At 53.7% G+C, this 26660-nt stretch carries 29 protein-coding genes; 17 read left to right on the plus strand and 12 right to left on the minus strand.

Translation table 11 applies throughout. The features are described from left to right. Positions 1 to 174 precede the first annotated feature (174 nt). Together pepN and ACEE09_RS08950 are read left to right on the plus strand one after the other, a co-directional pair. A complete protein-coding gene (pepN, locus tag ACEE09_RS08945) occupies positions 175 to 2835 on the plus strand; it encodes an aminopeptidase N (RefSeq protein ID WP_449083983.1) in 2661 nt (886 codons plus the stop codon). A gap of 115 nt (positions 2836 to 2950) precedes the next feature. Further along, entirely contained in the window at positions 2951 to 4123 is a 1173-nt protein-coding gene (locus ACEE09_RS08950; RefSeq protein ID WP_449083985.1) for an HIRAN domain-containing protein, read from the plus strand. 126 nt (positions 4124 to 4249) lie between these two features. Here ACEE09_RS08950 and ACEE09_RS08955 read toward each other — a convergent pair whose 3' ends face one another. The 4 genes from ACEE09_RS08955 to ACEE09_RS08970 all read right to left on the minus strand — a co-directional run bounded on the left by ACEE09_RS08955 (position 4250) and on the right by ACEE09_RS08970 (position 7612). Then, on the minus strand, positions 4250 to 5416 hold the full coding sequence (locus tag ACEE09_RS08955) for an LCP family glycopolymer transferase (RefSeq protein WP_449083987.1): 1167 nt from the start codon (positions 5414 to 5416) through the stop codon (positions 4250 to 4252). A gap of 168 nt (positions 5417 to 5584) precedes the next feature. Next, positions 5585 to 5842 (minus strand): type B 50S ribosomal protein L31, encoded by a 258-nt coding sequence (locus ACEE09_RS08960; RefSeq protein WP_083091002.1) that lies wholly within the window; start codon positions 5840 to 5842, stop codon positions 5585 to 5587. Positions 5843 to 5939: 97 nt separating this feature from the next. Next, the gene (locus ACEE09_RS08965) at positions 5940 to 6818 is read right to left on the minus strand and encodes a TrmH family RNA methyltransferase (protein ID WP_449083989.1); all 879 of its coding nucleotides are present in this window, start codon (positions 6816 to 6818) and stop codon (positions 5940 to 5942) included. A gap of 8 nt (positions 6819 to 6826) precedes the next feature. Beyond that, positions 6827 to 7612: an ABC transporter ATP-binding protein gene (locus ACEE09_RS08970; RefSeq protein WP_449083991.1), complete on the minus strand. Its 786-nt coding sequence runs from the start codon at positions 7610 to 7612 to the stop codon at positions 6827 to 6829. Between the two features lie 30 nt (positions 7613 to 7642). Between ACEE09_RS08970 and serB the strand changes: the two genes are divergently transcribed. Next, the gene (gene serB / locus ACEE09_RS08975) at positions 7643 to 8578 is read left to right on the plus strand and encodes a phosphoserine phosphatase SerB (RefSeq protein ID WP_449083993.1); all 936 of its coding nucleotides are present in this window, start codon (positions 7643 to 7645) and stop codon (positions 8576 to 8578) included. A 79-nt stretch (positions 8579 to 8657) separates the two neighbouring features. Here the strand turns inward: serB and ACEE09_RS08980 are convergent, their stop codons facing one another. Together ACEE09_RS08980 and ACEE09_RS08985 are read right to left on the minus strand one after the other, a co-directional pair. Beyond that, the gene (locus tag ACEE09_RS08980) at positions 8658 to 9398 is read right to left on the minus strand and encodes an SDR family oxidoreductase (protein WP_449083995.1); all 741 of its coding nucleotides are present in this window, start codon (positions 9396 to 9398) and stop codon (positions 8658 to 8660) included. Between the two features lie 108 nt (positions 9399 to 9506). Beyond that, positions 9507 to 10214, minus strand: coding sequence for a beta-ketoacyl-ACP reductase (locus tag ACEE09_RS08985; RefSeq protein ID WP_449083997.1), 708 nt, complete (start codon positions 10212 to 10214; stop codon positions 9507 to 9509). A 182-nt stretch (positions 10215 to 10396) separates the two neighbouring features. On the opposite strand from ACEE09_RS08985, the gene ACEE09_RS08990 reads away from it, so the two are divergent. The 4 genes from ACEE09_RS08990 (at position 10397) to ACEE09_RS09005 (ending at position 12948) form a co-directional block, all read left to right on the plus strand. Then, positions 10397 to 10903, plus strand: coding sequence for a DUF3099 domain-containing protein (locus ACEE09_RS08990; RefSeq protein WP_449083998.1), 507 nt, complete (start codon positions 10397 to 10399; stop codon positions 10901 to 10903). Then, positions 10904 to 11146: an acetone carboxylase gene (locus ACEE09_RS08995; protein WP_449083999.1), complete on the plus strand. Its 243-nt coding sequence runs from the start codon at positions 10904 to 10906 to the stop codon at positions 11144 to 11146. An 11-nt stretch (positions 11147 to 11157) separates the two neighbouring features. Beyond that, positions 11158 to 12126 carry an SURF1 family cytochrome oxidase biogenesis protein gene (locus ACEE09_RS09000; RefSeq protein WP_449084001.1) on the plus strand — a complete coding sequence of 323 codons (969 nt, stop codon included), beginning with the start codon at positions 11158 to 11160 and terminating at the stop codon, positions 12124 to 12126. 90 nt (positions 12127 to 12216) lie between these two features. Beyond that, entirely contained in the window at positions 12217 to 12948 is a 732-nt protein-coding gene (locus ACEE09_RS09005) for a metal-dependent hydrolase (protein WP_449084003.1), read from the plus strand. A 598-nt stretch (positions 12949 to 13546) separates the two neighbouring features. On the opposite strand, the gene abc-f is transcribed toward ACEE09_RS09005, so the two are convergent. Continuing rightward, complete coding sequence (gene abc-f, locus ACEE09_RS09010; protein ID WP_449084004.1) at positions 13547 to 15145, minus strand: ribosomal protection-like ABC-F family protein; 1599 nt, start codon at positions 15143 to 15145, stop codon at positions 13547 to 13549. Between the two features lie 172 nt (positions 15146 to 15317). Here abc-f and ACEE09_RS09015 point away from each other — a divergent pair, with 172 nt between their 5' ends. The 5 genes from ACEE09_RS09015 (at position 15318) to ACEE09_RS09035 (ending at position 20455) form a co-directional block, all read left to right on the plus strand. Beyond that, positions 15318 to 15920 (plus strand): biotin transporter BioY, encoded by a 603-nt coding sequence (locus tag ACEE09_RS09015; RefSeq protein ID WP_449084006.1) that lies wholly within the window; start codon positions 15318 to 15320, stop codon positions 15918 to 15920. A 14-nt stretch (positions 15921 to 15934) separates the two neighbouring features. Further along, positions 15935 to 16744, plus strand: coding sequence for an energy-coupling factor ABC transporter ATP-binding protein (locus ACEE09_RS09020; RefSeq protein ID WP_449084007.1), 810 nt, complete (start codon positions 15935 to 15937; stop codon positions 16742 to 16744). After that, positions 16741 to 17358 (plus strand): energy-coupling factor transporter transmembrane component T family protein, encoded by a 618-nt coding sequence (locus ACEE09_RS09025; RefSeq protein WP_449084009.1) that lies wholly within the window; start codon positions 16741 to 16743, stop codon positions 17356 to 17358. Before ACEE09_RS09020 ends, ACEE09_RS09025 begins: the two co-directional genes overlap by 4 nt. 41 nt (positions 17359 to 17399) lie before the next feature. Next, positions 17400 to 17531 (plus strand): hypothetical protein, encoded by a 132-nt coding sequence (locus ACEE09_RS09030; protein ID WP_449084011.1) that lies wholly within the window; start codon positions 17400 to 17402, stop codon positions 17529 to 17531. A 158-nt stretch (positions 17532 to 17689) separates the two neighbouring features. After that, positions 17690 to 20455: a type I restriction endonuclease subunit R gene (locus ACEE09_RS09035; RefSeq protein ID WP_449084013.1), complete on the plus strand. Its 2766-nt coding sequence runs from the start codon at positions 17690 to 17692 to the stop codon at positions 20453 to 20455. Here the strand turns inward: ACEE09_RS09035 and ACEE09_RS09040 are convergent. Both ACEE09_RS09040 and ACEE09_RS09045 read right to left on the minus strand, forming a co-directional pair. Then, a complete protein-coding gene (locus ACEE09_RS09040) occupies positions 20452 to 20793 on the minus strand; it encodes a HepT-like ribonuclease domain-containing protein (RefSeq protein ID WP_449084014.1) in 342 nt (113 codons plus the stop codon). The two genes, ACEE09_RS09035 and ACEE09_RS09040, sit on opposite strands and share 4 nt — an antisense overlap. After that, positions 20790 to 21107, minus strand: coding sequence for a nucleotidyltransferase family protein (locus tag ACEE09_RS09045; RefSeq protein ID WP_449084015.1), 318 nt, complete (start codon positions 21105 to 21107; stop codon positions 20790 to 20792). Before ACEE09_RS09045 ends, ACEE09_RS09040 begins: the two co-directional genes overlap by 4 nt. Before the next feature lie 74 nt (positions 21108 to 21181). Between ACEE09_RS09045 and ACEE09_RS09050 the strand changes: the two genes are divergently transcribed. The 5 genes from ACEE09_RS09050 to ACEE09_RS09070 all read left to right on the plus strand — a co-directional run bounded on the left by ACEE09_RS09050 (position 21182) and on the right by ACEE09_RS09070 (position 24815). Then, positions 21182 to 22663: a type I restriction-modification system subunit M gene (locus ACEE09_RS09050; protein ID WP_449084017.1), complete on the plus strand. Its 1482-nt coding sequence runs from the start codon at positions 21182 to 21184 to the stop codon at positions 22661 to 22663. Next, positions 22660 to 23112 (plus strand): hypothetical protein, encoded by a 453-nt coding sequence (locus ACEE09_RS09055; RefSeq protein WP_449084019.1) that lies wholly within the window; start codon positions 22660 to 22662, stop codon positions 23110 to 23112. The genes ACEE09_RS09050 and ACEE09_RS09055 overlap by 4 nt, the downstream gene beginning before the upstream one ends. 78 nt (positions 23113 to 23190) lie before the next feature. Further along, positions 23191 to 23745 (plus strand): restriction endonuclease subunit S, encoded by a 555-nt coding sequence (locus tag ACEE09_RS09060; protein WP_449084021.1) that lies wholly within the window; start codon positions 23191 to 23193, stop codon positions 23743 to 23745. Between the two features lie 64 nt (positions 23746 to 23809). Beyond that, positions 23810 to 24397 (plus strand): hypothetical protein, encoded by a 588-nt coding sequence (locus tag ACEE09_RS09065; RefSeq protein WP_449084023.1) that lies wholly within the window; start codon positions 23810 to 23812, stop codon positions 24395 to 24397. Positions 24398 to 24527: 130 nt separating this feature from the next. Further along, positions 24528 to 24815 (plus strand): hypothetical protein, encoded by a 288-nt coding sequence (locus ACEE09_RS09070; RefSeq protein WP_449084025.1) that lies wholly within the window; start codon positions 24528 to 24530, stop codon positions 24813 to 24815. 117 nt (positions 24816 to 24932) lie between these two features. On the opposite strand, the gene ACEE09_RS09075 is transcribed toward ACEE09_RS09070, so the two are convergent. The 3 genes from ACEE09_RS09075 to ACEE09_RS09085 all read right to left on the minus strand — a co-directional run. Further along, a complete protein-coding gene (locus tag ACEE09_RS09075) occupies positions 24933 to 25877 on the minus strand; it encodes an exonuclease domain-containing protein (protein ID WP_449084027.1) in 945 nt (314 codons plus the stop codon). Positions 25878 to 25916: 39 nt separating this feature from the next. Further along, positions 25917 to 26342 (minus strand): hypothetical protein, encoded by a 426-nt coding sequence (locus ACEE09_RS09080; RefSeq protein WP_449084028.1) that lies wholly within the window; start codon positions 26340 to 26342, stop codon positions 25917 to 25919. After that, positions 26324 to 26660 (minus strand): hypothetical protein (locus ACEE09_RS09085; protein WP_449084030.1); only part of this gene is annotated, 337 nt, incomplete at its 5' end. The genes ACEE09_RS09080 and ACEE09_RS09085, both read right to left, overlap by 19 nt.

Consider the following 26660-nt stretch of genomic DNA (forward strand, 5'->3'; position numbering starts at 1 on the left):
TGCCTATTCCGCCACCCGCGCAAGGTGTCTTACACGTCTTTTTCCAAAGCCGTGCTGGCAACGAGTAATAACTATACACAAGATAGAGCAGGTTCGCAAACTAGGTCCAGCCCCCTCCCACCACAGGCACTCCCCTGCTCGACCTTAATAGAGACCGAGCTTTACCATAGTGATATGAATAACGAAAATTTGACTCAAGAAGAAGCTGCCCTCCGCGCCCAAACCATCAATGTTGAAACCTACGATGTGCATGTTGACCTCACCCATGCAACCTCTGACTTTGATACCTACCCGGTAGCCACCACCATACGATTTACTGCTACCGAAGGCGCTAGCACTTTTATCGACTACATCCATCAATCAGTTGACTCAGTCAAACTCAACGGAACCCCACTGCCTCTTAATGAAGTAGTTGAAGGGTCCCGTATTATTCTGCCGGAGCTAGCAGAAGAAAATACCCTGACCATTAAAGGCCGCTCCTACTTTAGTCGTTCAGGTGAAGGCCTACACCGCTACATCGACCCCGCCGATGGCAAGATTTACATCTACACCCAGTACGAACCAGCAGACTGCCGCCGAGTCTTCCCCAACTTCGAACAACCCGACCTCAAAGCTGTTTTTAACTTCCGTATTACGGCTCCCAAGAGCTGGGTGGTGAGCTCTAATGGTGAGTTGGATCGGGAGATTGATGATCCGTCTGATTCTTCTATCTCTAAGCGGGTCTTCAAGCCCACTGCCCGTATCTCCACCTACATCACCGCTATTGTGGCCGGCGAGTACTTTACTGCTTTTGACACCTACACTCCCGCCTCCGCCGTTAACTCCGGGAAGATCCCGCTAGTTGCCTACTGCCGTCAGTCCCTCAAAGAGCATTTTGACTACCAGAACATTTTTACCGTGACCAAACAGGGCCTAGATTTCTTCCAGGATCTCTTTGACTACGCCTACCCCTACCCCAAGTACGAACAGGCCTTTGTGCCCGAGTACAACCTGGGGGCCATGGAGAATCCCGGGCTGGTGACCTTCACCGAGGGCTACATTTTTGTCTCCGGGGCTGACGAGTCCCAGCTTGAGGGCCGGGCCAATGTCATCTGCCACGAGATGAGCCACATGTGGTTCGGTGACCTAGTCACCATGAAATGGTGGAACGACCTATGGGTCAAGGAGTCCTTCGCTGACTTCATGGGGCACCTAGGAGCCGCTGAAGCCAATGGGTATAAGGACGCCTGGGTCACCTTCGCCAACTCCCGTAAAGCATGGGCCTACCGGCAGGACCAGCTACCGACCACCCACCCCATTGTGGCTGACATCCCCCACCTTGAAGCCGCCCGCCAGAACTTCGACGGTATTACCTACGCAAAGGGTGCGAGCGCTCTGAAGCAGTTGGTTGCTTATGTGGGGTTTGATCAGTTTATTGAGGCTGCGCGGGTGTATTTTAAGCGGTTTGAGTGGGGTAATACGACTCTTGATGATTTTTTGGGTGTGCTTGATGAGGTTTCTGATCGTGATGTGCGTACGTGGGCTGAGGCGTGGTTGATGACGAGTGGTTTGTCTGAGTTGTGGTGTGAGCGTGTTGTAGGGGGTGGTGGTTCTGCCGGGTTGGTAGTGCGTCAGAAGTTGCCGGTGGGTGTGCCTGCTGGGTTGGGGCGTCCGCATTTGTTGAAGGTTGCCCTGTTTGAGTCTGAGGGTGGGTGTCTTGTGCCGATGGGTGTGGTGTCGGTTGATATTCCTGTGGGTCAGGGTGAGGTGTTGGTTGGGTTGAGTGAGCGGGAGCGGGCTCTTGTGGGGGCTGCTGATGTGGTTTTGCTCAATGCTGAGGATTTGACGTATGCGAAGGTTGCTTTGTCTGAGGCTGATGGGCTTGAGTTTGTTTTGTCTCAGGTGTCGTCGGTGGAGGATGCTCTGTCGCGGGGTTTGTTGTGGGGTAGTTTGTGGAATATGGTGCGTGATGGCAGGCTTGCTAGCGGCCGGTTTGTGTTGGCTGTGGGGCAGGCTGCTGCTGTGGAGCCGTCTGCTACTTTGTTGTCGAATATTGTGGATCAGGCGCAGGCTGCGATTTCTTTGTATACCCCGGCTGGGGCTCGTGGTGAGTTGTGGGATGCCTTGTATGTTGCTTTGTCTGAGGCTCTTTCTGGTGTGGAGGAGGGTAGTGATGAGCAGTTGATTTTGGTGCGTGCGCTTTTGGCTCTTGCGGCGCATTCTCAGTTGGGTCTTGAGTTTGCTCAGGATGTGGCCCGGGGTGCCAGCGGGCAGGTTGAGGGTTTTATTGCTGATGTTCCTGGGATGGGTTATAACCAGACTTTGGGGTGGAAGGCTTTGGGGGCGCTTGCGGTTCAGGGTGCGGTGACGGGGCAGGAGTTGGGTGAGGCTCGGTTGTTCCGTCCTTCTGCTACGGCTGAGCGTGGTTATGCTTTTGCGGTTGCTGCCCTGCCGGTGGCGGCTGCTAAGCAGGCTGCGTGGAGTTTGGTGACTGAAGATATGGGTCTCTCTAATGAGTTGTTGTCGGCTAGTGCCGCTGGTTTCCAGCAGGGGCCTGAGGAGCTGCGGGTTGGTTACCGGGATGCTTTCTTTGAGCTTCTGGCTCCCACGTGGGCTTCTCGTACTGGGGGTATGGCTACTCGTCTTATTCGTGGTCTCTACCCGGTGGTAGAGCTGGCAGAGGGCACTGTGGTGGACCACCCGGTCGTCCGTGCTACCGAGCGCTGGCTAACTGAGCATGCGGATGCCCCTACTGCCTTGGTGCGACTGGTGCGGGAGTTGCTTGATGATGCCGTCCGCACCCTGACTGCTCAGGCCTATAATGCATCTGCTGTTGAAGAGGGGGCGGGTAACTAGGTCTTTAGCTGAGAATCTACGCAGAAAGCCGGTTTTGGTGGGTAGCATTGCAAACCAAAACCGGCTTTTTCGTGAGAAGCTATAGGGAGTAACTTTTTGGGATAAGGAGCCTACTGTGACCGACTACGTACTGGGCGATCGTGGCACTGTGCAGGTCATTACCGATGACTTTTACGATGCAGAAATTCTTCAAATCTTTGAAGAACTCTTGATTGATCGTGAACGGGTCTGGAATGGTGAGGTTCGTCTTGTGCCAGAGCCGGATAACCCTTATCAGCCGCAGGCTATTGCGGTCTATGCGGATGATGTGAAACTGGGTCGTTTGTCTGCTGAGGATTCGGCTGCTTATTGGGGGCCGATTACTCGGGTGGTTGCTTCTGGTTATGATGCTATCGCTCGGTTGCAGCTTTCTGCTGTTTTGCGGGGGGTTACTGGTGAAACCCATATTGAAAGTAGTGGTCTGCTTTCTTTGAGTGCCCCTGGTTCTCTCTTTCCTCTCAATGATGCTCCTACTCAGGCGACTTTGCTTCCTCAGGGGCCTTCGATGAAGGTCTTGGATGAGAAAGACCATTCAGAATATTTGCATTCTATTTTGCCTGCTTCTGGTGAGGGTCGCGTTATTCTCTCCTTGGAGAATAATCAGATGAGGCACCCGGATGGGCGTGTGGTTGATTCCGTTGAGGTTTTTCATAATCGTAAGATGGTGGGGCGTCTTTCCACTCAGATTTCTGAGCAGTTAGCTCCTGTTATTCGTCATGCTTATGAGCACGATAAGCTCACCAGTGCTTGGGGTACTATTCGCGGTAATTCTTTTGAGCTTTCGCTGACGGTGCAGGCTGTGCGGGCTTCTGATATTCCTGCCCAGTGGTACCAGGATTTGCCGAATTATTTGCCTGAGCTTCTTCCGGTAGCCCCGTCGTATGAGGTTCCTGCGGCCTATAGGCCTACAGAGGGTGAATCGGCCCGTGGTAGTGCTTCTAAGAAGAAGCGTTCGCTCATGCCGAGCCGTCCAGTTGCAGTAGAGCAGGGTTCTTCTGAGTCTGGTGGAAGTAGGGTGGTTGGGGCCGTTAGTAGCTCTCATTCTCTGGGTCTTCAGCGTATTTCTGTGCTCCTTGGTCTTGTGGGTGGGCTTATTCTTGCTACGAGTTTGGTGCTTGTCTTTTTCAAGCCGCTTTTAGGTGTTCTTGGTATCGTGTTGGGCGCTTCTACTGCCTTTTTAGCCCTCTTTGTTGGTCGTGATAACAGTTATACCGAGGATGAAGTTTCAGCTGATCCGCTTGAGCATTAGGTGCTTGGAGCTAAGGCAGTGAGCATTTAGTATCTAGGTTTTTGATTAAAAGTGTAAGGGGAGCCCCGCCATGTGGTGGGGCTCCCCTTATTCTGTGCTCTCTTTATCGAGAGAATCTATCTGCCTTTAGTCTGAACCATAGGTAGCAATGTAGTTAGGCATGGTATCGGTTTGGAGGGCATGTGATAGTGAGCTGGTTGCTGCAGCGTCAAGTACCACGATGGACTGGCCATCCCAGGACCAGCCGGTGCCAGCGTTGGGGAGGGTCATAGAAACAAGCTGGGTGTTACCGTTAGAGAGAACCGGCTGAGCGATACCCACAATGGCTGAGGGTGAGAGGCCAGCATCGACCCGCATGTAGGGTGAAACAGATTCAATAACCTGCAGTAGCTTGTTGGCTGAGGCCAGAGCACCGTCTGCTTTCAGCTCGTTGTAGATACCGCGTAGGAAGGCGCGCTGGTTACGTACGCGCTGGTAGTCACCGTCCACAAAGTTATAGCGTTCGCGCACAAAGACGAGAGCCTGGCCACCGGTCATGGTTTGGGGCCCTGCCGCATAAGAATAACCAGGAGCTGAAGCGTTGAAAGCCAGCGGTACATTAACGGTGACCCCGCCGAGGGTATCGACCAGGGCTTTGAAGCCCTGGAAGTCGATTTCAGCCACGTGGTCCATTTGGATTCCCAGTAGCTGTTCAACGGTAGCGACCTGCAGGTCAACACCACCGTAGTTCAGACCCGCATTGACCTTATGGGAGCCGTAGCCAGGGATGTTAACCCAGGTATCACGCATGATGGAGATGAGGTAGGCGGCAGAGCCGTCCTCGGGGATGTGCAGCACCATGATGGTATCGGCACGGGCACCGGTAACATACTGGGCTTCAGCACCGGATCGCTGGTCAGAACCTAGTAGCAGGATGTCGGTAGCTGCAGTGTTGACCGGGCGTCCGGTTACAGCACCACCTTCGTAGATATCTAGAATTCCGTTACCGTTAGCATCACCTTCGGTGATGTTACTTTCTAAGGTGGCACCGGTTTCTTCGTTGACGATGGGAGTGTTTGAATGAGCAGCTTCATCGACCATGGCCTGCAGTTCTTCGCTGTGGAGGGAGCTAACAGAGCCATCTTCGTTCGGCATGGCGTGGTCAAAAGTCTCTGACTTGTTCCAGGCCTTGTTGATCATAAAGAGGTAGCTACCAAGAGCGATGACCGGGATGAGCAACAGAAGCAGCAGGGTAATCCAGAGGGCTTTTTTGCTTTTTTTCTTTGTAGGTTCTTCGTGGGCCGCGACGGACACGGTACCTCCCTAACTTCTCTCAAAAGGTGCACACTTCACCTCTACAGGCGGTGTGCGGAGTAAATCGAACCCAATTTTACGCAGTGAACCTACAAAAACACCCCATAACACGTGATAAACCACATGTTACGGGGTGTGATGTTAAGCCTGAAAAAGCTGGCTGTAAACTTAGGCCTTCTTGCCGAAGTTTGCGAAACGAGCGTTGAAGCGCTCAACACGACCAGCGGCGTCCATGATGCGCTGCTTACCGGTGTAGAAGGGGTGTGAAGCTGAGGAGATTTCAACTTCAACGAGGGGGTACTCGTTGCCGTCTTCCCACTTCTCGGTCTTCTGAGAAGTCATGGTTGACTTGGTCAGGAAGGTCTCGCCTGATGCGAGGTCGCGGAAGAGAACGTAGTTGTATTCAGGGTGGATGCCAGCCTGCATGATGTTTTACCTTCTTCGTGCCCTGGATTTTGCCAGTGCATATCTTGTTACTACCGGGGCGGGTGCCTGCCGGTGGTTGCGGTTTACAACCGAGGAACTACTCTACCACCTTTGGGCGGGTTTCCCAGAAGGCAACGGCTGAGGCGGCCGCTACATTCAAAGAATCCACCCCGTGACTCATTGGAATCATCACAGTGTGCTGGGTAGCGGCCAGGGTGGCCGGCGCTAAACCGTGCCCCTCAGTGCCCAGAATCAAGGCTAGTTTCTCGCACTGACGCTCTGCCAGTTCCGCCAGGCTCAAGGAATCGTCTTCCAGAGCTAGAGCTGCGGTGGTGAAACCTGCTGCGTGCAGAATCTCTAAAGCACCAGGCCAGGATTCTAAACGAGCCCAAGGAACCTGAAAAACAGTGCCCATAGAAACCCGGATAGAACGCCGATAGAGCGGGTCAGCACAGCGCGGGGTCACCAGCACCAGATCAATATCAAGGGCAGCAGCCGAACGGAAAATAGCCCCCACGTTTGTGTGGTCCACAATATCTTCCAAGATGGCAATACGCCGCACCCCCTCAAGCAGGGCACCTAAGGGGGCAGGCTGGGGCCGGGCCATAGCAGCAAGGGCACCACGGTGCAGAGCAAAGCCGGTGACCTGCTCCAGCTCGTCCTCACTTCCCACAAAGGCTGGAACCTCCGGGTGTTCTTGCAGCACATCATAGAGGTCATCAGCCCACTTTTCGCTCATCAAAAAAGAGAGCGGACGGTGCCCAGCCGCGAGCGCCCGCCGTATCACTTTAGAGGACTCTGCGATGTAAATTCCCCATTCGGGTTCTTTGACGGAGCGGAGTTTTACGTCGGTCAGTGAGGTGTAATGGCGGGTGGCCTGGGCCGGTGCCTGGCTGAGTGGCTGGGTGTTGGGTAGGGCTGTGATGCGGGCTGAGCGTTCTGCCAGCTGCTCGGGGGTGAGCTGTTTGGGTTTCATGCCGGGTTTTAGCGGGCGAAGGCTGAGTAGCGGCCTGAGTCGTGGATGGTCAGGTCGAGGTCTACCCCGTAGGTTGCTGAGATGTTTTCTTGGGTGATGGTTTCTTCGATGGGGCCTGCCGCTACGATTTCGCCTTCGCGCAGGAGCAGGGCGTGGGTGAAGCCGGCGGGGATTTCTTCGAGGTGGTGGGTGACCAGGATGGTTGCTGGGGCCTGGGGGTCTAGGGCGAGGTTGGTGAGGCGTTTGACGAGGTCTTCTCTACCTGCGATGTCCATGCCGGCGCCGGGTTCGTCGAGGATGAGCATTTCGGGGTCGGTCATGAGGGCGCGGGCGATGAGTACGCGCTTCTTTTCGCCTTCTGAGAGGGTGCCGAAGGCGCGGTTTGCTAGGTGGTCTACGCCCCAGTCTTCGAGGAGGTTTTTGCCTTGGTTATCGTCGAAGGAGTCGTATTCTTCTTTCCAGCGGCCTGCGACGCCGTAGGCTGCGGTGATGACGACGTTGAGTACGGTTTCGTCTGCGGGGATTTGGGTGGCCATGGGTGCTGATGAGAGGCCGATGCGGGGGCGTAGTTCGAAGACGTCGACTGCGCCGAGGATTTCGTCGAGGATGTCAACTTCGCCGCGGGTGGGGTGCAGTCGGGCTGCGGCGATGGATAGGAGGGTTGTTTTGCCTGCGCCGTTGGGGCCAAGGACGACCCAGCGTTCGCCGTCTTCGACGGACCAGGTGATGTTGTTGATGAGGTTTTTACCGCTTCGTGAGACAGTAACCTTATTAAGTTTGAGAACTGATGCCATGGTTCACAATTTTAGTAGATAATGGTGTCTATGAGTACTTCTGTGAATATTGTTGCTATTTCTCGTGCGGACGCCCCTCTTTTGGCTAGCGAGGAACAGCTAGTAACTGCCTTGCAGGCTGTTGAGGGGCTGGAACTTGAGTCGGGTTTGCTGATGGAGGTTCCTGCCTCGCATGTGGCCCGTGAGGCTGAGGGCCCGGCCTATTCGGTCTATCTTGTCTCTGCTGTCTGGAACCGTGGTGGTGTTGAGGATGCCCGCGGTGCCGTGGGCCTATTGGATGGGGCGCGCTCGCTGGGTTTTGATTTGAATGTGGTGCCTGCTGAGTTGGCGAATGATGAGAAGAAGCTGCTCATTATGGATGTTGATTCGACCCTGATTCGTCAGGAGGTCATTGATGAGCTGGCTGCTGCGGCAGGGCGCGGCGCTGAGGTTGCTGAGGTAACTGAGCGTGCTATGCGGGGGGAGCTTGATTTTGAGGCTTCTTTGCGTGAGCGTGTTTCTGCTTTAGCTGGCCTGGATGAGTCGGTGGTGGGTGAGGTTGCTTCTCAGGTGCTCTACTCCCCCGGTGCCACCAAGCTGGTTGAGGTTTTCTTGGCGGCAGGCCATGAGGTCTGTGTGGTCTCAGGTGGTTTTGTGCAGGTGCTTTCACCGCTAGCTGGCTACCTGAACCTTTCCAAGGCGCGGGCTAACGTCCTTGAGATTATCGAGGGTAAGCTCACGGGCAAGGTTACTGGTGAGGTCATTACCGGGGAGGTGAAGAAGGAGTCTTTGAAGGAGTGGGCTAAGGAGTTCGATATTAAGTCTTCCCAGACTATTGCTGTGGGTGATGGTGCTAATGATGTGCTCATGATTCTGGAGGCGCAGCTGGGTGTTGCTTTTAACGCTAAGACTGCTCTGCTTGATGTTGCTGATGCCCAGATTAATACTCTGCGCCTGGATGCGGTGCGCCACTTCGCCGGGCTCTAAAGCAGAACCCTGAAAAGTAAAAGGACGCTGGTAGGTGGCTACCAGCGTCCTTTTCTTATGTGTTTGTTCGGTAGGGAGGCTACTTGATGAAGCCGCCTGCCCCGCCAACTAGCTCGATGTGGCCGGTTTCAACATCGGCGGTGACCATCTTGGCAACTTCCTGGGCGAACTCGTTGACAGTGTAGAGCTTGCCGGCCTCTTCGCGGCGGGCCTCAATGGCGCCAGGGTGCAGGCGGTTAAGCAGGGCTGCTGTGACAGTACCCTCAATCATATCAGCAGAGACAACGACCAGGGAGATACCCTTTTCGGTCAGGGCAGGGATTTCTGCCAGGAGGGCGTCCTCACCGGCGCGCTTGGACTCAGCAACAGGCTTGTACTCGGGCATGGTCTCTACTTCGCGAATGAAGTGAGCCTGGTGGCTGGTCACAAAAACGATGCGGCCACCCTCGCTCATTTTCTCGGCAGCCAGGCGGGCTAGGCGCAGCTGGGAGTCGCGGTTCAGTACCATGGCGTAGTCATCGGGCATACCGGCTTCCATGCCACCAGAGGCGTTAAGAATCAGGTAGTCCAGGGAACCAAAGTTCTCGATGGCAGCATCAACTAGGGTAGCGGCGTCCTCAGCCTTGGTAACATCGCCCTGCACGGCAATGGCCTTACCGCCAGCTTCTTCAATGGCGGCAACAACCTTGGTGGCACGCGGTGCCTTAGAGCGGTAGTTGACGACGATGTTAGCGCCCTGGGCGGCAAGAATCTGGGCGGTGTCTGCGCCCACGCCGCGGGAGGAGCCGGTGATGATGATGGTCTTGTTCTGAAGTGGCATTCTTAGTCCTTATAAGCGTTGTACAAATGATGACTGCGGAGGGGATAGAGGGGAGCTACCGCCCTTGCTCTGGCGTATACACCAACTAGGCTACTCTTGTTGACCCGTTTAGTGCCCCATGCCCAGGCCGCCGTCAACAGGGATAACGGCACCAGAGATGTAAGCTGCGGCATCGGAGGCCAGGAAGAGGGCTACATCAGCAATTTCTTTGGGCTGGGCAAAACGGCGGGCGGGAATGGAGTCAGTGTACTGCTTTTTGAGGTCCTCAGGGAGGGTTTCGGTCATGTCGGTGGTGATGAAGCCGGGGGCGATGACGTTGGCGGTGATGTTGCGGGCGCCAAGTTCGCGGGTGATGGAACGGGCCATGCCCACAAGCCCTGCCTTTGAGGCAGAGTAGTTGACCTGGCCGGGGTTGCCGTAGAGGCCTACGACGGAGGAGATGAAGATGATGCGGCCGCCCTTATTTTTGAGCAGGCCCTTGGTGGCGCGCTGGGCTACGCGGAAGGCGCCGGTGAGGTTGGTGTCGATGACGGAGGTGAAGTCCTCTTCTTTCATGCGCATGAGCAGGGTGTCTTTGGTGATGCCTGCGTTAGCGATGATGGTGCCGATGGGGCCAAATTCTGCTTCGACGGTGGTGAAGGCTGCGTTGATGGAGGCGGCGTCGGTGACGTCTGCCTTGACGGCGAAGAATTCAGCAGGCGGTTCGCCGCTGCGGTAGGTGATGGCTACCTGGTAGCCTGCTTTTTTGAATTCGGTGGCGATAGCGTAGCCGATGCCGCGGTTGCCGCCGGTAATAAGTACGGTGGGGTTGGTCATTGTTTCACCTTGGTGTGGGGGTTTGTTTCTGCACCTATCTTACGCTGTTGTGTTTTGTGTGGTGGCCTCTTTAGAACAGATGCGTGTTATTTGGTACGGATAGTTCGGTTAAGGGTTGGGGTGGGTGTAAGGGGCGGGGGTAGACTGGTGGGGTGAGTTTGAGCCTGATGTGAGGGGTGCCTGTGGCGCAGAAGTTTTGGACGGCTGAGGATCTAAAGAAGGCCGGATACTCATCAGATGAGCCTGAAATTTTTGAAATCACCGCCGCTAGTGAACGCCAGTCTGCGGGTGTGAGTTCTAGGGCTAAGGCTTATGCCTTCAAAATGTTTTTGCGCCTTGTTTTTATTATTGCCGCAGTCATGGTTGATGGGTTCTGGCAGTGGATCTGCCTGGGGGTAGCAGCCATTATCCCCTGGATGGCAGTAACGGTAGCTAACGGTGACACCCCGCAGGGTAGCAAGGGGTTTTCTTCCATGCTGCCCCCTGAACAGCAAGCTGCTATTGAGGCAGCCCAGGCTGACCGTGCGGCCCGCACCGCCTCCTATAACAGTGCGGACGCAACCAACCAGAGTAAAGACGATAAGACAGCGAGCGCTTGGCCCACAGATGCTAAGGGCGGCCCAGCAGGTGAGCCTGTAATGATTGAGGGTGATGTGCTGTGGGGCACTGAGGATGGTAAGGAGCAGTAAGTGGATATTTTAGGTTCTTTGAATCAGAGCCAGGCAGGTAAGAGCACCCAGGGCCCGGATTTTGTTAAGTGTAGCCGCAAGGGGTGCCAGGCCCAGGCTTGTTTTGAGTTGCTCTGGAATAACCCTAAGGTGCACACGGCAGACCGGCTCAAGAGCTGGGTGGCCTGTGAGGAGCATGTGCAGTTTTTGCAGGATTTTTTGGTGGCCCGTGGTTTTTGGAAGCAGACTCTTCCCCTGGGGTAGGTTGGTTGATTGTGAAGAAGTACGGTTTTTTGCTCTCTGGGCAGTGGGTTGGTCTGTTTGTGCTGACGGTGGTGGCCTCCTTGATATGCCTGTATTTGGCGAGCTGGCAGATGGGCCGGAAGGAGGCGCTAGATTTTTCTAATGAGCGTATTGTGCAGAACTATGATGCTGCCCCGCTGGATTTTGCTGATGATCCTGGCTTGTTTGCGTCCGCCCACCCTGAGTTGCGCTGGCAGCCGGTGAGAATCAGTGGCCGCTATCTGGGTGAGCACCAGTTATTGGTGCGTAATCGCCCTTATAAGGGGCTCAACGGTTTTGAGGTGCTGGTGCCTTTCCAGACAGATCAGGGCCCTATTGTGGTGGTTAACCGGGGGTGGATGGAGGCCGCATTTGGGGATGCTGGCTCTACTGCCCTACCGGTGCCGCAGGCTCCTAGTGGTGAGGTGACGGTGACGGTGCGCCTGGTAGAAGGGGAGGCTGATATGGGGGTTTCGTCTCTTGATGGGCAAATTAGCAGTATTGATCTGCCAGAGGTTGCCCAGCTGACTGGTTTGAGTGTTGATACGGCTAATTATGGTGTGCTGGCTTCTGAGAGCCCAGCGGCTGCCAGTGCCCCGATTGCTAAGGATAAGCCGGAGGAAGATTATGGGCCTAATCTGTCGTATTCGGTGCAGTGGTATTGTTTTGCGCTCATGTTCTATGTGGCCTATTTTTGGTCTGCCCGGCAGAAGGTGCGTAATGATGAGTTAGATGCTCAGGTTGCCGCAGAACTTGAGGCCTATTTTGGTCAGTTCTATGAGGCTGATGGCACCTATATTGGTGATGAGGATGAAGAGGTGATACGCCGCCGCATGGAGTTTGTGGATGATATGCCCGCGCATATGAAGTCCATTGTGCGCCCTAAGGTTGCTCGGCGTAGCCAGAAGGTGACCGATGAAGAGATTGAAGATGCCCTGCTCGATGAGGGGCTTGACCGGTAAACACAGAGCATTAGAACAGGTGTTCGATTCTGTGTTAAAGTGGTATTTTCACTCTGGCTAGCACTATTTTGCTTGAAGGATCGCACCATTATGATGGGTTATTCCCACTCTATTAGCGCAGCAGCAGCCTGGCTGGCTCTCAATGAGGTAGGGGTGCTGGGCATCGATGACCCCACAACCCTGGCTGTTACCACCTTGGCGGCAGCAGGGGCAGGAATGCTCCCAGATATCGACCACCACAACGGGACTATTGCCCACTCGATTCCGCCGGTAAGCCGTTGGATAGCGCTACTGGTGGCCCGGCTTTCCGGGGGGCACCGTAAGGGAACCCACTCCCTGGTAGGTTTGGCAGCTTTTTGGGCCTTAGCTTTCTTTGCCGACCGGCTCACCTATGCAGGTATCCCTATTCTGGCCCTAGCGCTGGCGGGTTTTGCTGGCGGCTTAGCCTTGCGCATTTTCAAGGCCCCAGGTGGGTGGCTGGGTGCCCTAGCAGTGATCGCTGGGACTATATACACTGATTCTCTTGCCCTGATGCCTTGGGCGGTTCTCACCGGGGCAACCGCCCATATTGTGGGTGATGCCCTCACTACCCGCGGGGTCAACCCCCTATGGCCCATGACCATCAAACCTCTAGTGCCCAGTAAGCTCTGGCGCAAGAGCGGTTACATGGCACTGCCCATCTTGGGGGATGCAGGTTCGGCCCGGGAAAATTTTCTCACCGCCACCCTCACCGTCTATATCGGGCTTTACCTCCTGGCCTTCTTCGGTTTCATGACCACCTACCCTGGCCAGCTCATAGGTAGCGTCTTCGCCGGCATCTAAGACCTCAAAATACGCTGAGGGCCCGGCACCTATAGGTACCGGGCCCTCATAGTTCACACAGATTACACGTCTAAAAAGTCACTTACAGTGGTAGGTGAAGAGGAAAAGAAGATGCGCACAACCTGGACGAGCAGGTGTTAGTCTTCAGTCCAAAATACGTCGACCTCTACGCCATCTTCTGAGATAAGGGGGTAGCGTACGTCGTGTGATTCCAGCATTGAATCGTCCTTTCAAACTTTTACCCAACAACGGTGTTGGTTCTCTGGTATTAATTCTCTGCGCCGCTTCGTCACTGAAGCGGTCTTCATCGAACCTATGGGAAGTTGACTTCCGCAACTAACCAATACTCTACGCCGTGAGGATAGGTAGATTCCAGCACACGCAGAACTTTATCATTTCGTTATATGTGCTTTTGTCGAAAAACCCACGAATCACATAGTCTCTCACCAAACAAGGTAGTGAAACCACAAGTGGGATTTCGTAAAAAACAGACACACAAGCCTATTTGTACGAACCTTTCATAATACCCTGATGCAAAGATGCCCCGCCCGGTCAGCACCGGGCGGGGCAATCGTCCGCACATCTTTACCTGCTGCACCTAGGCTAGGGAAATAAGATCCTGGTATTCCTTACTCCACAAATCTTCCACCGCATCAGGTAGCAAGAGCACACGCTCAGGGTCAAGAGCCTCAACAGCGCCCTCATCGTGAGAAACCATAACAATAGCGCCCTGATAGTTCTTCAAAGCATTCAAAATCTCTTCACGCGAAGCCGGGTCAAGGTTGTTCGTCGGCTCATCTAGCAGCAAAACATTAGCGGACGAAGCCACCAAGGTTGCCAACGACAAGCGAGTCTTCTCACCACCAGAGAGCACCCCTGCAGGCTTATCCACATCATCACCCGAAAAGAGGAAAGAACCAAGGATAGTACGAACCCGAGTATCATCAAGGTCAGGGGCAGCTGACTTCATATTCTCAAAGATCGTGCGATCATGATCAAGGATTTCATGCTCCTGGGCAAAGTAACCCACCTTCGCCCCATGACCATAAATAACCTCACCAGTATCAGGTTGAGTGCTCTTAGCCAGCATGCGCAGCAAGGTGGTCTTACCAGCACCGTTAAAGCCCAGCACCACCACACGCGAACCGCGGTCAATCGCCAAATCAACATCGGTAAAGATTTCTAGCGAACCATAGCTCTTGGAAAGACCGGTTGCAGAAAGAGGTGTCTTACCGCAAGGGGCAGGGTCAGGGAAGCGAATGGCGGCGACCTTATCAACCTGACGCTCATCTTCTAGGCCACGCATGAGCTTTTCAGCACGCTTAATCATCTGCTGGGCAGCTACCGCCTTAGTAGCCTTAGCGCGCATCTTATTAGCCTGATCCATCAGAGCTGAGGCCTTCTTCTGGGCGTTGGCGCGCTCGCGCTTGCGGCGAGCCTCATCCTGCTCGCGCTGTAAGAGGTAGTTCTTCCAGCCCATGTTGTAGATATCAATGACGCAGCGGTTGGCATCTAGATAGAAAACCTTATTGACCACCAGTTCCATCAGTTCAACATCGTGGGAAATGACTAGGATGCCACCCTGGTAGTTCTTCAAAAATTCGCGCAACCAGATCACAGAGTCAGCGTCCAGGTGGTTGGTGGGCTCATCAAGCAGCATGGTATCTGCATTAGCAAAGAGGATGCGGGCCAGTTCCACGCGGCGGCGCTGACCACCGGAAAGAGTTGAGAGGGGCTGGTTGAGCACACGCTCTGGCAGGTCAAGGTTAGCGGTAATGGTTGCAGCCTCCGATTCGGCAGCGTAGCCGCCACCGGCAATGAATTCAGTCTCTAGCCGGTCATAGCGGCGCATGCCCTTGGCGTGCTCTGCGGGGTCCTCGCTGGCCATCATCTCTTGGGCCTGGCGCATTTTGCGGGCTACCCCATCGAGGCCGCGGGCTGAGAAGATACGGTCTTTAGCAAGCTGGGTCATATCGTCGACTTTAGGGTCCTGGGGCAGGTAGCCGATGGTTCCCCCGCGGGTGACGGTGCCGTCAGCAGGTAGGGTGAGCCCGGCTAGCACCTTGGTCATGGTGGTTTTACCGGCGCCGTTACGGCCTACCAGGCCAACTTTATCGCCCTTGTCGATGCGGAAGGTGACGTCCTCCATGAGCAGGCGGGCGCCAGCTCGCAGTTCGAGGTTGTTGACTGACAGCACGGGTCTGCTCCTTGGGTAGGGGTCGGTTGGCCAGCTCTCTATCTTACCTGGCAGGTGAGGGATGGTCGATATGGTGAGGGGCTGTGGGTGTATGAGTGCGTGGGCTGGTTTTAATGCCGGATGAAAGATACCGATTTTGAACGGTGTTCAAAACAGGTTTATAGTAAGAGACATGACATCTACACAAACCTCCCCCCAGCACGCACGCGCCACAGCAAACCCCGGCCGCGACCTAGCCCTCATCGCAGTATTCGCAGCCTTCATCACCGTCTGCGCCCTCCTACCAGCCTTCCCCGTAGGCCCGGCAGCAGTACCGATTACCCTCCAAACCCTAGGCATCTACATCGCAGCCCTCACCCTCGGCGGCCCCCGCGCCGCCTTAGCTGTAGCCCTTTACGTCCTCGCCGGCCTACTTGGCCTGCCCGTCTTCTCCGGTGGACGCAGCGGACTAGGCACCATCGCGGCCCCCTCCTTTGGCTACCTAGTAGGCTTCATCCCCGGTGCCCTTGCCGCCGGTACCATCGCCTACACCGCCCTACGCCGCCGCCTGAACGGGGCCAGCCTTTTTGGGGCCTTCGTCCTAGCAGTACTAGCCGGATTTGTTCTCATCCAAATCTTCGGCATCATCGGCATGATAATCAACGCCCACCTTGACCTAGGCACCGCTGTAGGCGCCGCCCTCATCTACATCCCCGGTGACCTCATCAAGAGCCTGGTTGCGGTACTAGTAGCCCTGGCCGTACACCGTGCCTTCCCCACCCTGGCCCGCCGCTAGGTACGATAGAGCCTGTGTTCTTTTCTCGCTCTTCACGCACAGCCACAGCAAGCCCGTCGCCCCAGTTCACGGACGACGGGCTGCTTGCTACCTGCCAAGCCACCGTCACCGTTGATACCGGCACCGACCAACGCACCCTCCTACAGGGCATCACCGTAAAACTCACCTCCCCACGCACCGCCGTACTAGGCCTCAACGGGTCGGGTAAATCCACTTTTCTGCGCCTCTTCAACGGCCTCTCCCCCCTCACCTCAGGTGAAGTAAACGTGCACGGAGTCAGCCTTAGCCAGAACCTACCTGCGGTGCGCTCACGGGTAGGCATGCTCTTCTCCGACCCCGGCGCCCAACTGGTAATGCCCACCGGGGTTGAAGATGTTGAACTCTCCCTCCAGCACATCAAAGGTAAGGACGCCCGCCGCGCAGCCGCCCTGGATGCTCTAGCACAGCGCGGGGTTGAGCACCGCGCCTTTGACTCTGTCTACAACCTCTCCGGCGGTGAAAAACAACTCACTGCCCTAGCTGCCGTTCTAGCCGTAAACCCTAAAGTTCTACTGCTAGATGAACCCACCACTCTCTTAGACCTAAGGAACAGGTTAAGGTTCATTGATCTACTTGACGCCCTCCCCCAGCAGCAAGTCATCTCAACCCACGACCTAGACCTTGCTGCCACCTGCGACGAAGCAATCGTCATCCACCGCGGCCGGCTCCTGGCCCAGGGGCCAGCAGCAGATATCCTGGCAGACTACCAACACTGGTGCGCCACAGACTTCCCCACCCTACCCACACTAGATGAGCACCAGCGTCCTGACGGGGCTCAGGCATGAACATCGCCAACCAGCTCTTTGGCACCTACCAGCCCCTGAACACCCCCATACACCGGGCACCCCTCTGGGCCAAAGGAACCTTCATACTGGCCCTCACTATCTACCTGGCAGCCACCAGCCACTGGGCCTTCGGCCTGGCAGCCCTCACCCTGGTACTCACACTGGGGGCTCTAGCAAAAATTCCGGGGCGCACCTGGGTTCAAGCCCTAGCTTCCCTTGCCTGGCTACTGGTGATCTTGTCGGTCTACTACCTGGTCAGCGGCAAAACAGCCGCCGGGGCCGACGTCATTTTGACCCTACTGACCATGATTGCTGCCTCAAAGGTACTCCTCTGGTCCACCCCCATGCCGACTATCATTGACGGCTTCGTCTGGCTATGCACCCCCCTCACATGGGTAGGCGGCTCACCTGAACGCGTCGGACTGGCCCTAGCCCTGATGGTGCGCTCTATCCCGGTGATTATGGATAGCTGGCGGCTCATTCAGGCAGCAGTGACAGCCCGCGGCATAAAAGTCTCACAATTCCGGCTCTTCATCCCCCTAGTCATTGCAACAGTCGCCTACGCCCAGGAAACCGGCGACGCCCTGGCCGCACGGGGCCTTGATACACCATAAAGCCCTCAAAGGAGCAAGATGTCACCCAGGGGGCGACCATCGTGGTGGTGGCCCAGCGTATCGGTACGGCACGGGAGGCCGATAAGATTCTGGTACTTGATAAGGGCCGCCTGGTCGGCTCCGGCTCCCACACCGAGCCGATAGGAGCCCGCTCCTTCTCTATTGGTTACTGAATATTGGCGCCTGAACCTGCTGACCAGGCTAAAATATGTGTGATTGCACCTACACCTTCTCGCACAGTCACGAGGCGCTATGTCTAACTTTGCTTTTGTTTACCAGGCCCTGCCAGAGCTCTACCAGGATTGCGCCAAGGCCGAGGGCTATCGAGGGCTTGGTTGAGCACATCTACCGCGTGCGGGGCATCTACCGCCCTGAGCAAGCCACGCTGGCAACCCTGACCAGCAATGAGGCTTTCTCGGTATATCTCGACAATGACAAGCGCCTGAAGTTCAAGACCATCCGCCATCTGGGAAACGATGCAGCCCATAACTCCAGGAAGATTCTTTCTGAGCGGGACGCCGAGCGGGCGGTGACCGACCTATATCACCTGATGGTCTGGGGCGTGTATAACCATTCGGCAAACCCAGCCCTAGCTCCTATGGGTAGGGCTTTTGACCGCCAGCTGATTCCCACGCTGCGCCGTCAGGCGGAGCAGCGGGCCCTGACCCAGCAGCGCATGGCTGAGGCTGAGGCAGAACGCACAGCTGAGATGGAGAGGATAGCAGCTGAACACCAGGCGCGGGTGGATGCTATGGACGCCGAGCTGGAGCGTCTTCGCGCCCAGTTGGCTGAAGCCCAGGCGGCCAAGACCCTGCCAGATACCCACGACTACAAGGAGGCGGAGACCCGCGACTACTTCATCGACTTGCTCCTGGGAGAAGCTGGCTGGCCCCTTGCTCATAAGCGTGACCGCGAGTACCCGGTAACGGGGCTGCCCACTCCCAGCGGGTCGGGTCGGGTTGATTATGTGCTGTGGGGCAGGGACGGCCGCCCCCTCGGCGTGGTCGAAGCCAAGCGGACCCGGGAGTCAGTAGATATTGGCCGCGACCAGGCCAAAGCATATGCGGACGCGCTCCAGGCGGCAACCGGCGTCCGTCCAGTTATTTTCTATACCAACGGCTATACCCACTACCTGTGGGATGACGCTGCCGGTTACCCGCCGCGTGAGGTGCAGGGGTTCCTCACCGAGGATGAGCTGGCCCTCATGATAGAGCGCAGAACCAGCCGCCAGCAGTTGAGCGGGCAGCAGGTCAATACTGAGATTGCGGGGCGCGGCTATCAGTTGCGGGCTGTTGCGTCGGTGGCTGAGTCATTTGACGCCCGCCGCCGTAAGGCCCTGCTGGTGATGGCGACCGGTTCGGGTAAGACCCGCACAACCATCGCCCTGGTGGATTTGCTGTCGCGGGCTGGGTGGGTCAAGCGCGTGTTGTTCCTTGCTGACCGCACCGCCCTGGTCAATCAGGCGGTCAAGGCCTCCAAGGCTCACCTTCCTAACCTGGCTACAGTGAATCTGGTAGAAGATAGGCAGGCCAATGGCCGGGTTTTTGCCAGCACCTACCCCACCATGCTAAACATCATTAACCGCACCCGGGCCGAGGGCGAAGCTACCCTGCGCGAATTCGGTCCCGGCTATTTTGATCTGATTGTGGTCGATGAGGCTCACCGGTCGGTCTATGCCAAGTACAAGGCGATTTTTGACTACTTTGACGCCCTGCTGGTGGGGCTCACCGCTACCCCTAAGGACGAGGTTGATTTCAATACCTATGCTCTCTTTGACATGGAGGCCGGGGTCCCGACCGATGCCTATACCCTCGACCAGGCGGTCAGCGATGGTTATCTAGTGCCGACGCGGGGCTTTAGCGTGGGAACCCGTTTCTTGCGTGAGGGTATCCGTTATGATCAGCTGAGTGAGGCGGAGCAGGAGCAGTGGGAATCTGCCGACTGGGGTGATGCTGTGCCCGAAGAAATTACCAGCGAAGCCCTGAATCGTTTTCTCTTTAACGCCGATACGGTCGATAAGGTGCTGACCACACTCATGGAGCACGGCTACCGGGTAGCTGACGGTGAGTTACTAGGTAAGACTATTATTTTTGCTAAGAACCAGGCCCACGCTGATTTTATCTACGAACGGTTTAACGCGCTCTTCCCCGGCTACGGCGGCTCCTATGCCCAGGTAATTACCAACCGCACGTATGTGGCGGAGTCGGCGATTGAGAAGTTCTCGCAGCCGGAGTCTCTGCCCCGCATTGCCATTAGCGTGGATATGCTCGATACCGGCATTGATGTGCCCGAGATTCTGAACCTGGTCTTTTTCAAGCTGGTACGGGCCAAGACCGGTGATTCTGCCGCACTGGCCCGCACCAAAGAGGTGGCTCAGACCCTCGCCGAGAACCTCCTGCTGACCAAGGCAGCGGTACCTGCCATCGCGGCCGTCCTGCCCTACCTGGAGCAACTGGCCGCAGATGACTGGTGGGTGGATGTCTCCCCTGCCCTGCTGGAGTTTATGCGCAAGAAGCTGCGCGGTGTCACCCACCTGCTCGATAAGGGCCAGAAGAAGATTGTCTACACCAATTTTCAGGACGAGCTTATCGAGCCGGTAGAGGTCGAGGTAGTGCGCACCCAGGTGGGTATGAACCAGGAACGGTTTGAGCAGAAAATGCAGGAGTACCTGCGCGAACACCTGGATGCGGTTGCTGTGCAGAAGGTTCTTCGCGGCAAGCAACTAACGGACGAGGATTTTGCGGCTCTGGCTGATCTGATTGATGCTTCGGGTATTGGTGGGCCGGCGAATGTGCAGGTGGCGCGTGAGTCCGGGGGTCTGGGTGTGTTTGTGCGCTCGCTGGTGGGTTTGAGCAGGGACGAGGCCCGGGCGGCTTTTGCGGTCTTTTTGGATGAGTCGCGGTATTCGGCGACGCAGATTCGGTTTGTGCAGCGCATTGTGGATGAGCTGAGTGAGAATGGCACGGTTGACCCGTCTCGTCTCTATGAGGACCCCTATGTGAGTTTGGGTGACCCGCTTGAGATGCTCGGAGACGATGACGCCTTTGAGATTGTTTCGATTCTCAACCGAATCAGGGCTACGGCCGAGGTAGCTTAAGAGTTATCTAGCCGAATCATAGCCATACGAACAGTTGTTTGAAGCGGGACAAGGTATTTTTCTAAGATTTCGTAAATTACTTCAGCATCTACAGCAAAATACTTATGAATCAGAAAATTTCTAAGCCCCACGATTGCAACCCAGTCTATATCTGGGTAATGAGCTGTTAAGTCTTTTGGCAGATGGTTCACAGCTTCCCCAATAATTCCGAGGTTCCGTTCGATAGCGTCTAACGCCATGTCTGAAAATTTTGGGTCTTTTAAATGGGCTGAGTAATCAAGACATGCGGAGATCGCGGTGGCGATCTCTTCAAGGCGAAAAATAGGTGAACGACTCATAGTGTTACTAGGTCTTTCTTAGATTCTACTGAGATTTTCTCTCGCAAAACCGTGGGCGTAACAACATCAACCCTGACGCCTAAGAGCCTCCTGAGGGATTCGGCTATTCCAGCGAGTTTCATGATGGTTGCGCCTTTGGTGTCGTCAATGTCAACCGTGATGTCGATGTCGCTCTGTGCATGAGCGTCCCCGCGTGCGACTGAACCGAAAAGCCTGGGATTGGTGGCTCCATACTTGCGGAAGATTGCGCCGATAGCATCGCTGTTATCAGCAATGAGTTTCTGTAGTCTCAGTGAATCTGCGCTGGCTGTCATGTTCCCTAGTCTACGCAAGGTTTTCTTCCCTGGGTAGGGGGTGCCTTGAGGCATAACCCCATAGACTTAGAGCTATGGCTATTGCAATCTCGGGCGAGACTAAATCGCGTATTGATCGTATTTGGAATGATTTTTGGTCGGGTGGTATTTCTAATCCGCTAGAGATTATTGAGCAGATGACCTATTTGCTGTTTATTCGTCGTTTGGATGATGCGCAGACTCGGGCTGAGAAGAAGGCTCGGTTGACTGGCCGCCCGGTGGAGAACCCGGTCTTTGGTGAGGGCCAGGAGCTGTTGCGGTGGCAGAATTTTAAGAATCAGGACCCGCAGGTCATGTTCGACCTGATGAATACTGGTATTTTCCCCTTTTTGCGGAATTTGGGGAGTCAGGTGGGTGGTGAGGCGTCCACTTATTCGCAGCATATGAAGGACGCTACTTTCCGTATTCCTTCCCCTGCCTTGTTGGCTAAGGTTGTTGATCAGTTAGATGCGATAGCTCTTGATGATCTTGATACGAGTGGTGACTTGTATGAGTACATGCTGTCAAAGTTGGCAACGTCGGGTACTAATGGCCAGTTCCGCACTCCGCGTCACATTATTGAGTTGATGGTGGCGATGATGGCCCCTGATGTTGAGGACGTCATTGTGGACCCTGCCTGCGGTACGGCTGGTTTTTTGGTGGCGGCTGCTGAGTGGGTGCGTGAGAATCGTGACCCGTTTACGAATGCGAAGCACCGGGAGCATTTCCATGGGGGTATGTTCCACGGGTATGACTTTGATTCGACCATGTTGCGTATTGGGTCGATGAATATGATGTTGCACGGGGTGAATAACCCTGATATTCGCTACCGTGATTCTTTGAGTGAGGGTGCCAGTGAGGACGCCGAGAAGTACTCTTTGATTCTGGCGAATCCGCCGTTTGCGGGGAGCTTGGATTATGAGGCGACCAGTCAGGATTTGTTGAAGGTCGCTAAGACCAAGAAGACTGAGTTGCTGTTTTTGGCTCTGTTTTTGAAGTTGTTGAAGCCTGGTGGGCGGGCTGCGGTGATTGTGCCGGATGGTGTTTTGTTTGGGTCGTCGAAGGCTCATAAGGACGTTCGCCGCGCCTTGGTTGAGGACCAGAAGCTGGACGCTGTGGTGAAGTTACCTTCGGGTGTCTTTAAGCCTTATGCGGGTGTATCGACTGCGATTTTGTTCTTTACGAAGACGAATTCGGGTGGCACTGACGAGGTGTGGTTCTTTGATGTGGAGGCTGATGGGTTCAGCCTGGATGATAAGCGGAACCCGGTGGAGGCTAATGACTTGCCGGAGGTTTTGAAGCGCTGGGCTGAGCGTGATGGGGCTGAGCGTGAGCGGGCCCGCACGGAGCAGTCTTTTACGGTGCCGAAGAGTGAGATTGTGGAGCAGGGCTATGACCTCTCTATTAACCGCTATAAGGAGCTGGTTTTTGAAGAGGTGGTCTACCGCTCCCCTGAGGAGATTATTGCGGAGCTGGAGCAGACCCAGCGCGAAATTGGCGAGCACATTGAGCAGCTGAAGAAGGTGATGGGGCTGTGAGTGAATCAGTAGTTGTTGAACTCGGAGAGCTCGCACCTAAAATACCGTCAGTTAACCCAGCCAGGTTTCCTGATGAGGTTTTCGATTTGTTGAGCATCCCTGCCTATGATGCAGGTGCCCCTCAGGTAGTTTCTGGTTCTGAAATCGGCTCAAATAAGCAACTGGTTGAACCTGGCGATGTAATGATTTCAAAGATCGTCCCCCACATCCGCCGGGTGTGGGTTGTTCCTATGCCATCTGAACAAGGACGTCGCCAGCTGGCTTCTAGCGAGTGGATAGTTTTTCGTACCGACAGAGTGCTAAACCGTTGGCTTCGTTTCTATTTGCTCAGCGATTCCTTTCATGCCCAGTTTATGAATACTGTTGCTGGTGTGGGTGGTTCCTTACTTCGTGCTCGTCCTCAGTTCGTCAAGAAAATCAAGTTGACTATTCCGCCCGTAGCTCAGTAGAAAAAAGAAGCTGAAGTTGAAGAACTTAAGGCTACCATCCAGCTAAAGCGTGAGTGCCAGCAGGAACTTTTCAAAGAGTTGGCCTATTCCTACTTTAGAGCGATCTTCATTTTAGAGGAACTTCCCAAAAAGCCACTCGGAGCAGTCATCGAAGGACTCGAAGGGGGTAAGAATTTAGTTGCAAAAAGCCAAAAGATTTATTCTAAATATAGGGTTCTTAAAATAAGTGCTGTAACAAAGGAAAATTTCTCGTCCTCTGAAACAAAACCGCTCCCCACAGACTACGTTCCTCCAAGTGGGCACTTGGTTAAAAATGGTGATTTACTTATAAGCCGTGCCAACACAACTGAAATGGTTGGCTCTGTTGCTTTTGCCCGAGGAGTAGGAGAAAATATTGCACTCCCTGATAAAATATGGAAATTTATCTGGAAAAAAACCACAGAAGTACTGCCTGAATACATATACTTTCTACTGCAAACACCTGAATACAGGTTAAAAATCCAGCAACTATCTAGCGGCTCAAGCGGATCAATGAAAAACATATCCAAGTCTAAATTACTAAAATTAGATATACCAGTCCCTGATTTCAAACAACAACTACACTTCGCAGACTTATTCCAAAGATTGTCATAAAAATTTAGCAAACCCTTAATTCAAATATATAATCCACTTTATAAGAAAGTTGCATCTCACCACCTTGAGAGAAAATATTCTAAGACCTCAAAATTTGAATGAAATTTTTACTTTCCAAAATAAACTTAAAATTAACTACAGTAATTCCTCTGCTACAAGCGACCTCGACGGCGGAAATATTATAGAAATTACTATTAAAGAACCTACAAAATGTATCAGAAATAATGCAGAGTGTGAATACCCTTGTTCACTATTTAACGAAATCAATCCCAATGACCCGCAGAGGGTTACCCGTGTTATCCATATTCATGAAATAAATAATTTAGCAGCCTTCTACAGCTCTGAAGAAATCAGAAAAAAATACTTACGTCAAGGATACATGAAAGCTGCACTATGCGATTTAATAATTTATATGCTAGAAAGAAGCGAAGAGAGTTCCGAAATAATTGAAATCAGGCTCATAAATAGAGCGAAAGGATTTAACACTAATGGAGAATTAACGCCTATCTCCGCTTACAGCAATATATTCAATTTAACAGACCCTGCAGCCTCTGAAAATTTGTATATGATTTCAACGCCAGAAACAAGGACGTATGACATTGAGTATTATAGGGAATTGCTCTCATCCACACAGGTTAAGCTTGAAAATTAAGCTACCTAAGTGGATTCTGAATAGATAAAGTTTATGGTACGAGATTTGCTATAAATATGATGCTAATGTTGAAAAATATCGGTTGAACTAGACCCCATCCAATTCTCACAGAGTCCAGGAGGAAAATAATATGACTACGCTTAGTGAAATAAAAATTAATCAGTTCGTATTGCTAGAGGGAGGAATTTTCCCTGACGGACTAATTGTTCAGATAACCTCTATTAATCAAGATAAATTCACAGCAGTTGGGCCAGCAGCTGAAACTTACAGCCTTGATTCTAAATATTTTAAATTTTCACTGGTTAATATACCTCGTGATAGTTTGAATTTTAGACAAAATGATCCATCTTATGATTTTATTGCAAGGCAGGGAAAGGAGTCTTTCGAAGAATTAGTCAATATTATACTGCAAGCGTGAGCCTGCGGAACCCCTTATGAATAAGCTTCGAGGTACTAACTATGGCATATTCAAAAGTTCCCTTAGCATCCACAGATATCAAGAAGAGCTATGCCATACAGCTGATATTCCCCCAAGCTAATTTTCGTTTAATAACGCCAGCAAATCAGGTTCCCCGATCACAGCAATCCGCTGACCAGCTTCAATCAAAGAAATAGTTTTAAGTTCCTTACGGTTCTCTCCCAGTAGGGGCGGCATGCTTTCCTCAGCTCCGGCGCCAATCACCAAGACAGTGGTTTTCTTCGTCACCGACTTTGCAATATGGCCACCAGCAGCCTCAATTGCAGCCCAACACTCTTCACGGGTCATAACATCAAGCCCACCCGTCAAGGTAAAAGTCTCCCCTGCTATTCCCTCCGGCGCAGGAGCCACCGGAACAAAAGACGGAACATTATTTCGTCGAACCTTACGAGGCGCCGGAACGCGGTCAGTACGAATCATGCCTGAACTAGTTGGCCCACCCCAAGCGTCCTCAACCGAAGACGCCCCAACAAGCTCAACCAGACGTAAAGCAACCAAAGCCGCCATTAAGGAATCCTCACCAGCCTCATGGTGATGAAGCTGCTCTAGCCCAAAGAACTCAGCTAGAACGTCAAGACGGTGCTGGTCTAGCCCCGCAATCACACCAGTCTTACTCAACCTACGAGACAAGCTCAGTGTGCAATAAAAATCAGGAGCTAACTCATCAATACCTGCAACCTTATTGGCATGATTCCATACGGACCGGTCAAATCCCGAGTTATGAGCGATCACAGGCAGGTCGCCAATGATTTCCTGCATTCTCTGGCGAGTTTCAGCCCAACCCACACCATCAGCTTCGACCATTGCAGCAGTAATACCGTGGATACTCACATTTAAGGGGTGAAAATCAGCAACAGACTCATGAGGCTTCACCAGCCATGAAATAGTCTCCACGACTTGGCCGCCCCTCACAACCGTCAAACCAACTGCACAAGCCGAAGCCCGGCTCGCATTTGCAGTCTCAAAATCAACGGCAACAAAATCTACAGAAGCGTTAGACACAGTACACTAGTCCTTCTTAAGTAAAGCGAATAAGTGGTTTCAAGCCACAGTCAAAGTGGCTACAGAATTGATTCTCGTTGCAAACTCAGAACCAGTGACAGCGAAATTCTGACCTGGAGTTTCATCCATAGTCTTCATCCAGTCCAAGGTCGTCGCCTCTGTAGAGATATCGGTATAGGAGCTAGTTTTAACTTCTTGGCTGTTCCATAACAGGTTACGCGCAACAATTTCGTTCCCGTCATTGGTTACCAACACGACAACAGGAACGTTTAGCCGTTCAATCCGGTGAAAAGTTAGAGCTGCGGACTCTTCAGCAGCAGCAGGAACCACCGTTAGTTCCGCTTCGTCAGGAGAGCTTTTCATGACCGCCTTAACAAATGCCTTACCTTCGACGGTTGTTCTGGCGGCCCGGCTAAATGACGCCGCCAGTTGAGCTCTCTTCATGATTACTTTTTCGGATGCCATTCTCGCCACCTTTCAAACGCTTCACCAATAACGTAGCTACAAGCTTCATCATACGCTTCGTGGCTATCCTCAGCACTATTTAATACTCGAATGCCCCGAGCAGGTAGCTTCTTTTTAGGCCTCAGATAATCACCAACATGGTAGTGGAAGTTCTCGTGAGCTGAGCATGCTCGAATCACATCAACCACACCTTTTAAAGGTGTATGGTAGGCCATTAATCCAACGCTGAAATTTACAACTAAAGGAGGCTTATTCAAAAGTAGACACGCACCCCACACCCACCAACTAGACAACGGCCCCACCCGCGGCAAAAATATG

The organism is Rothia sp. 88186D007BW (assembly GCF_053544215.1).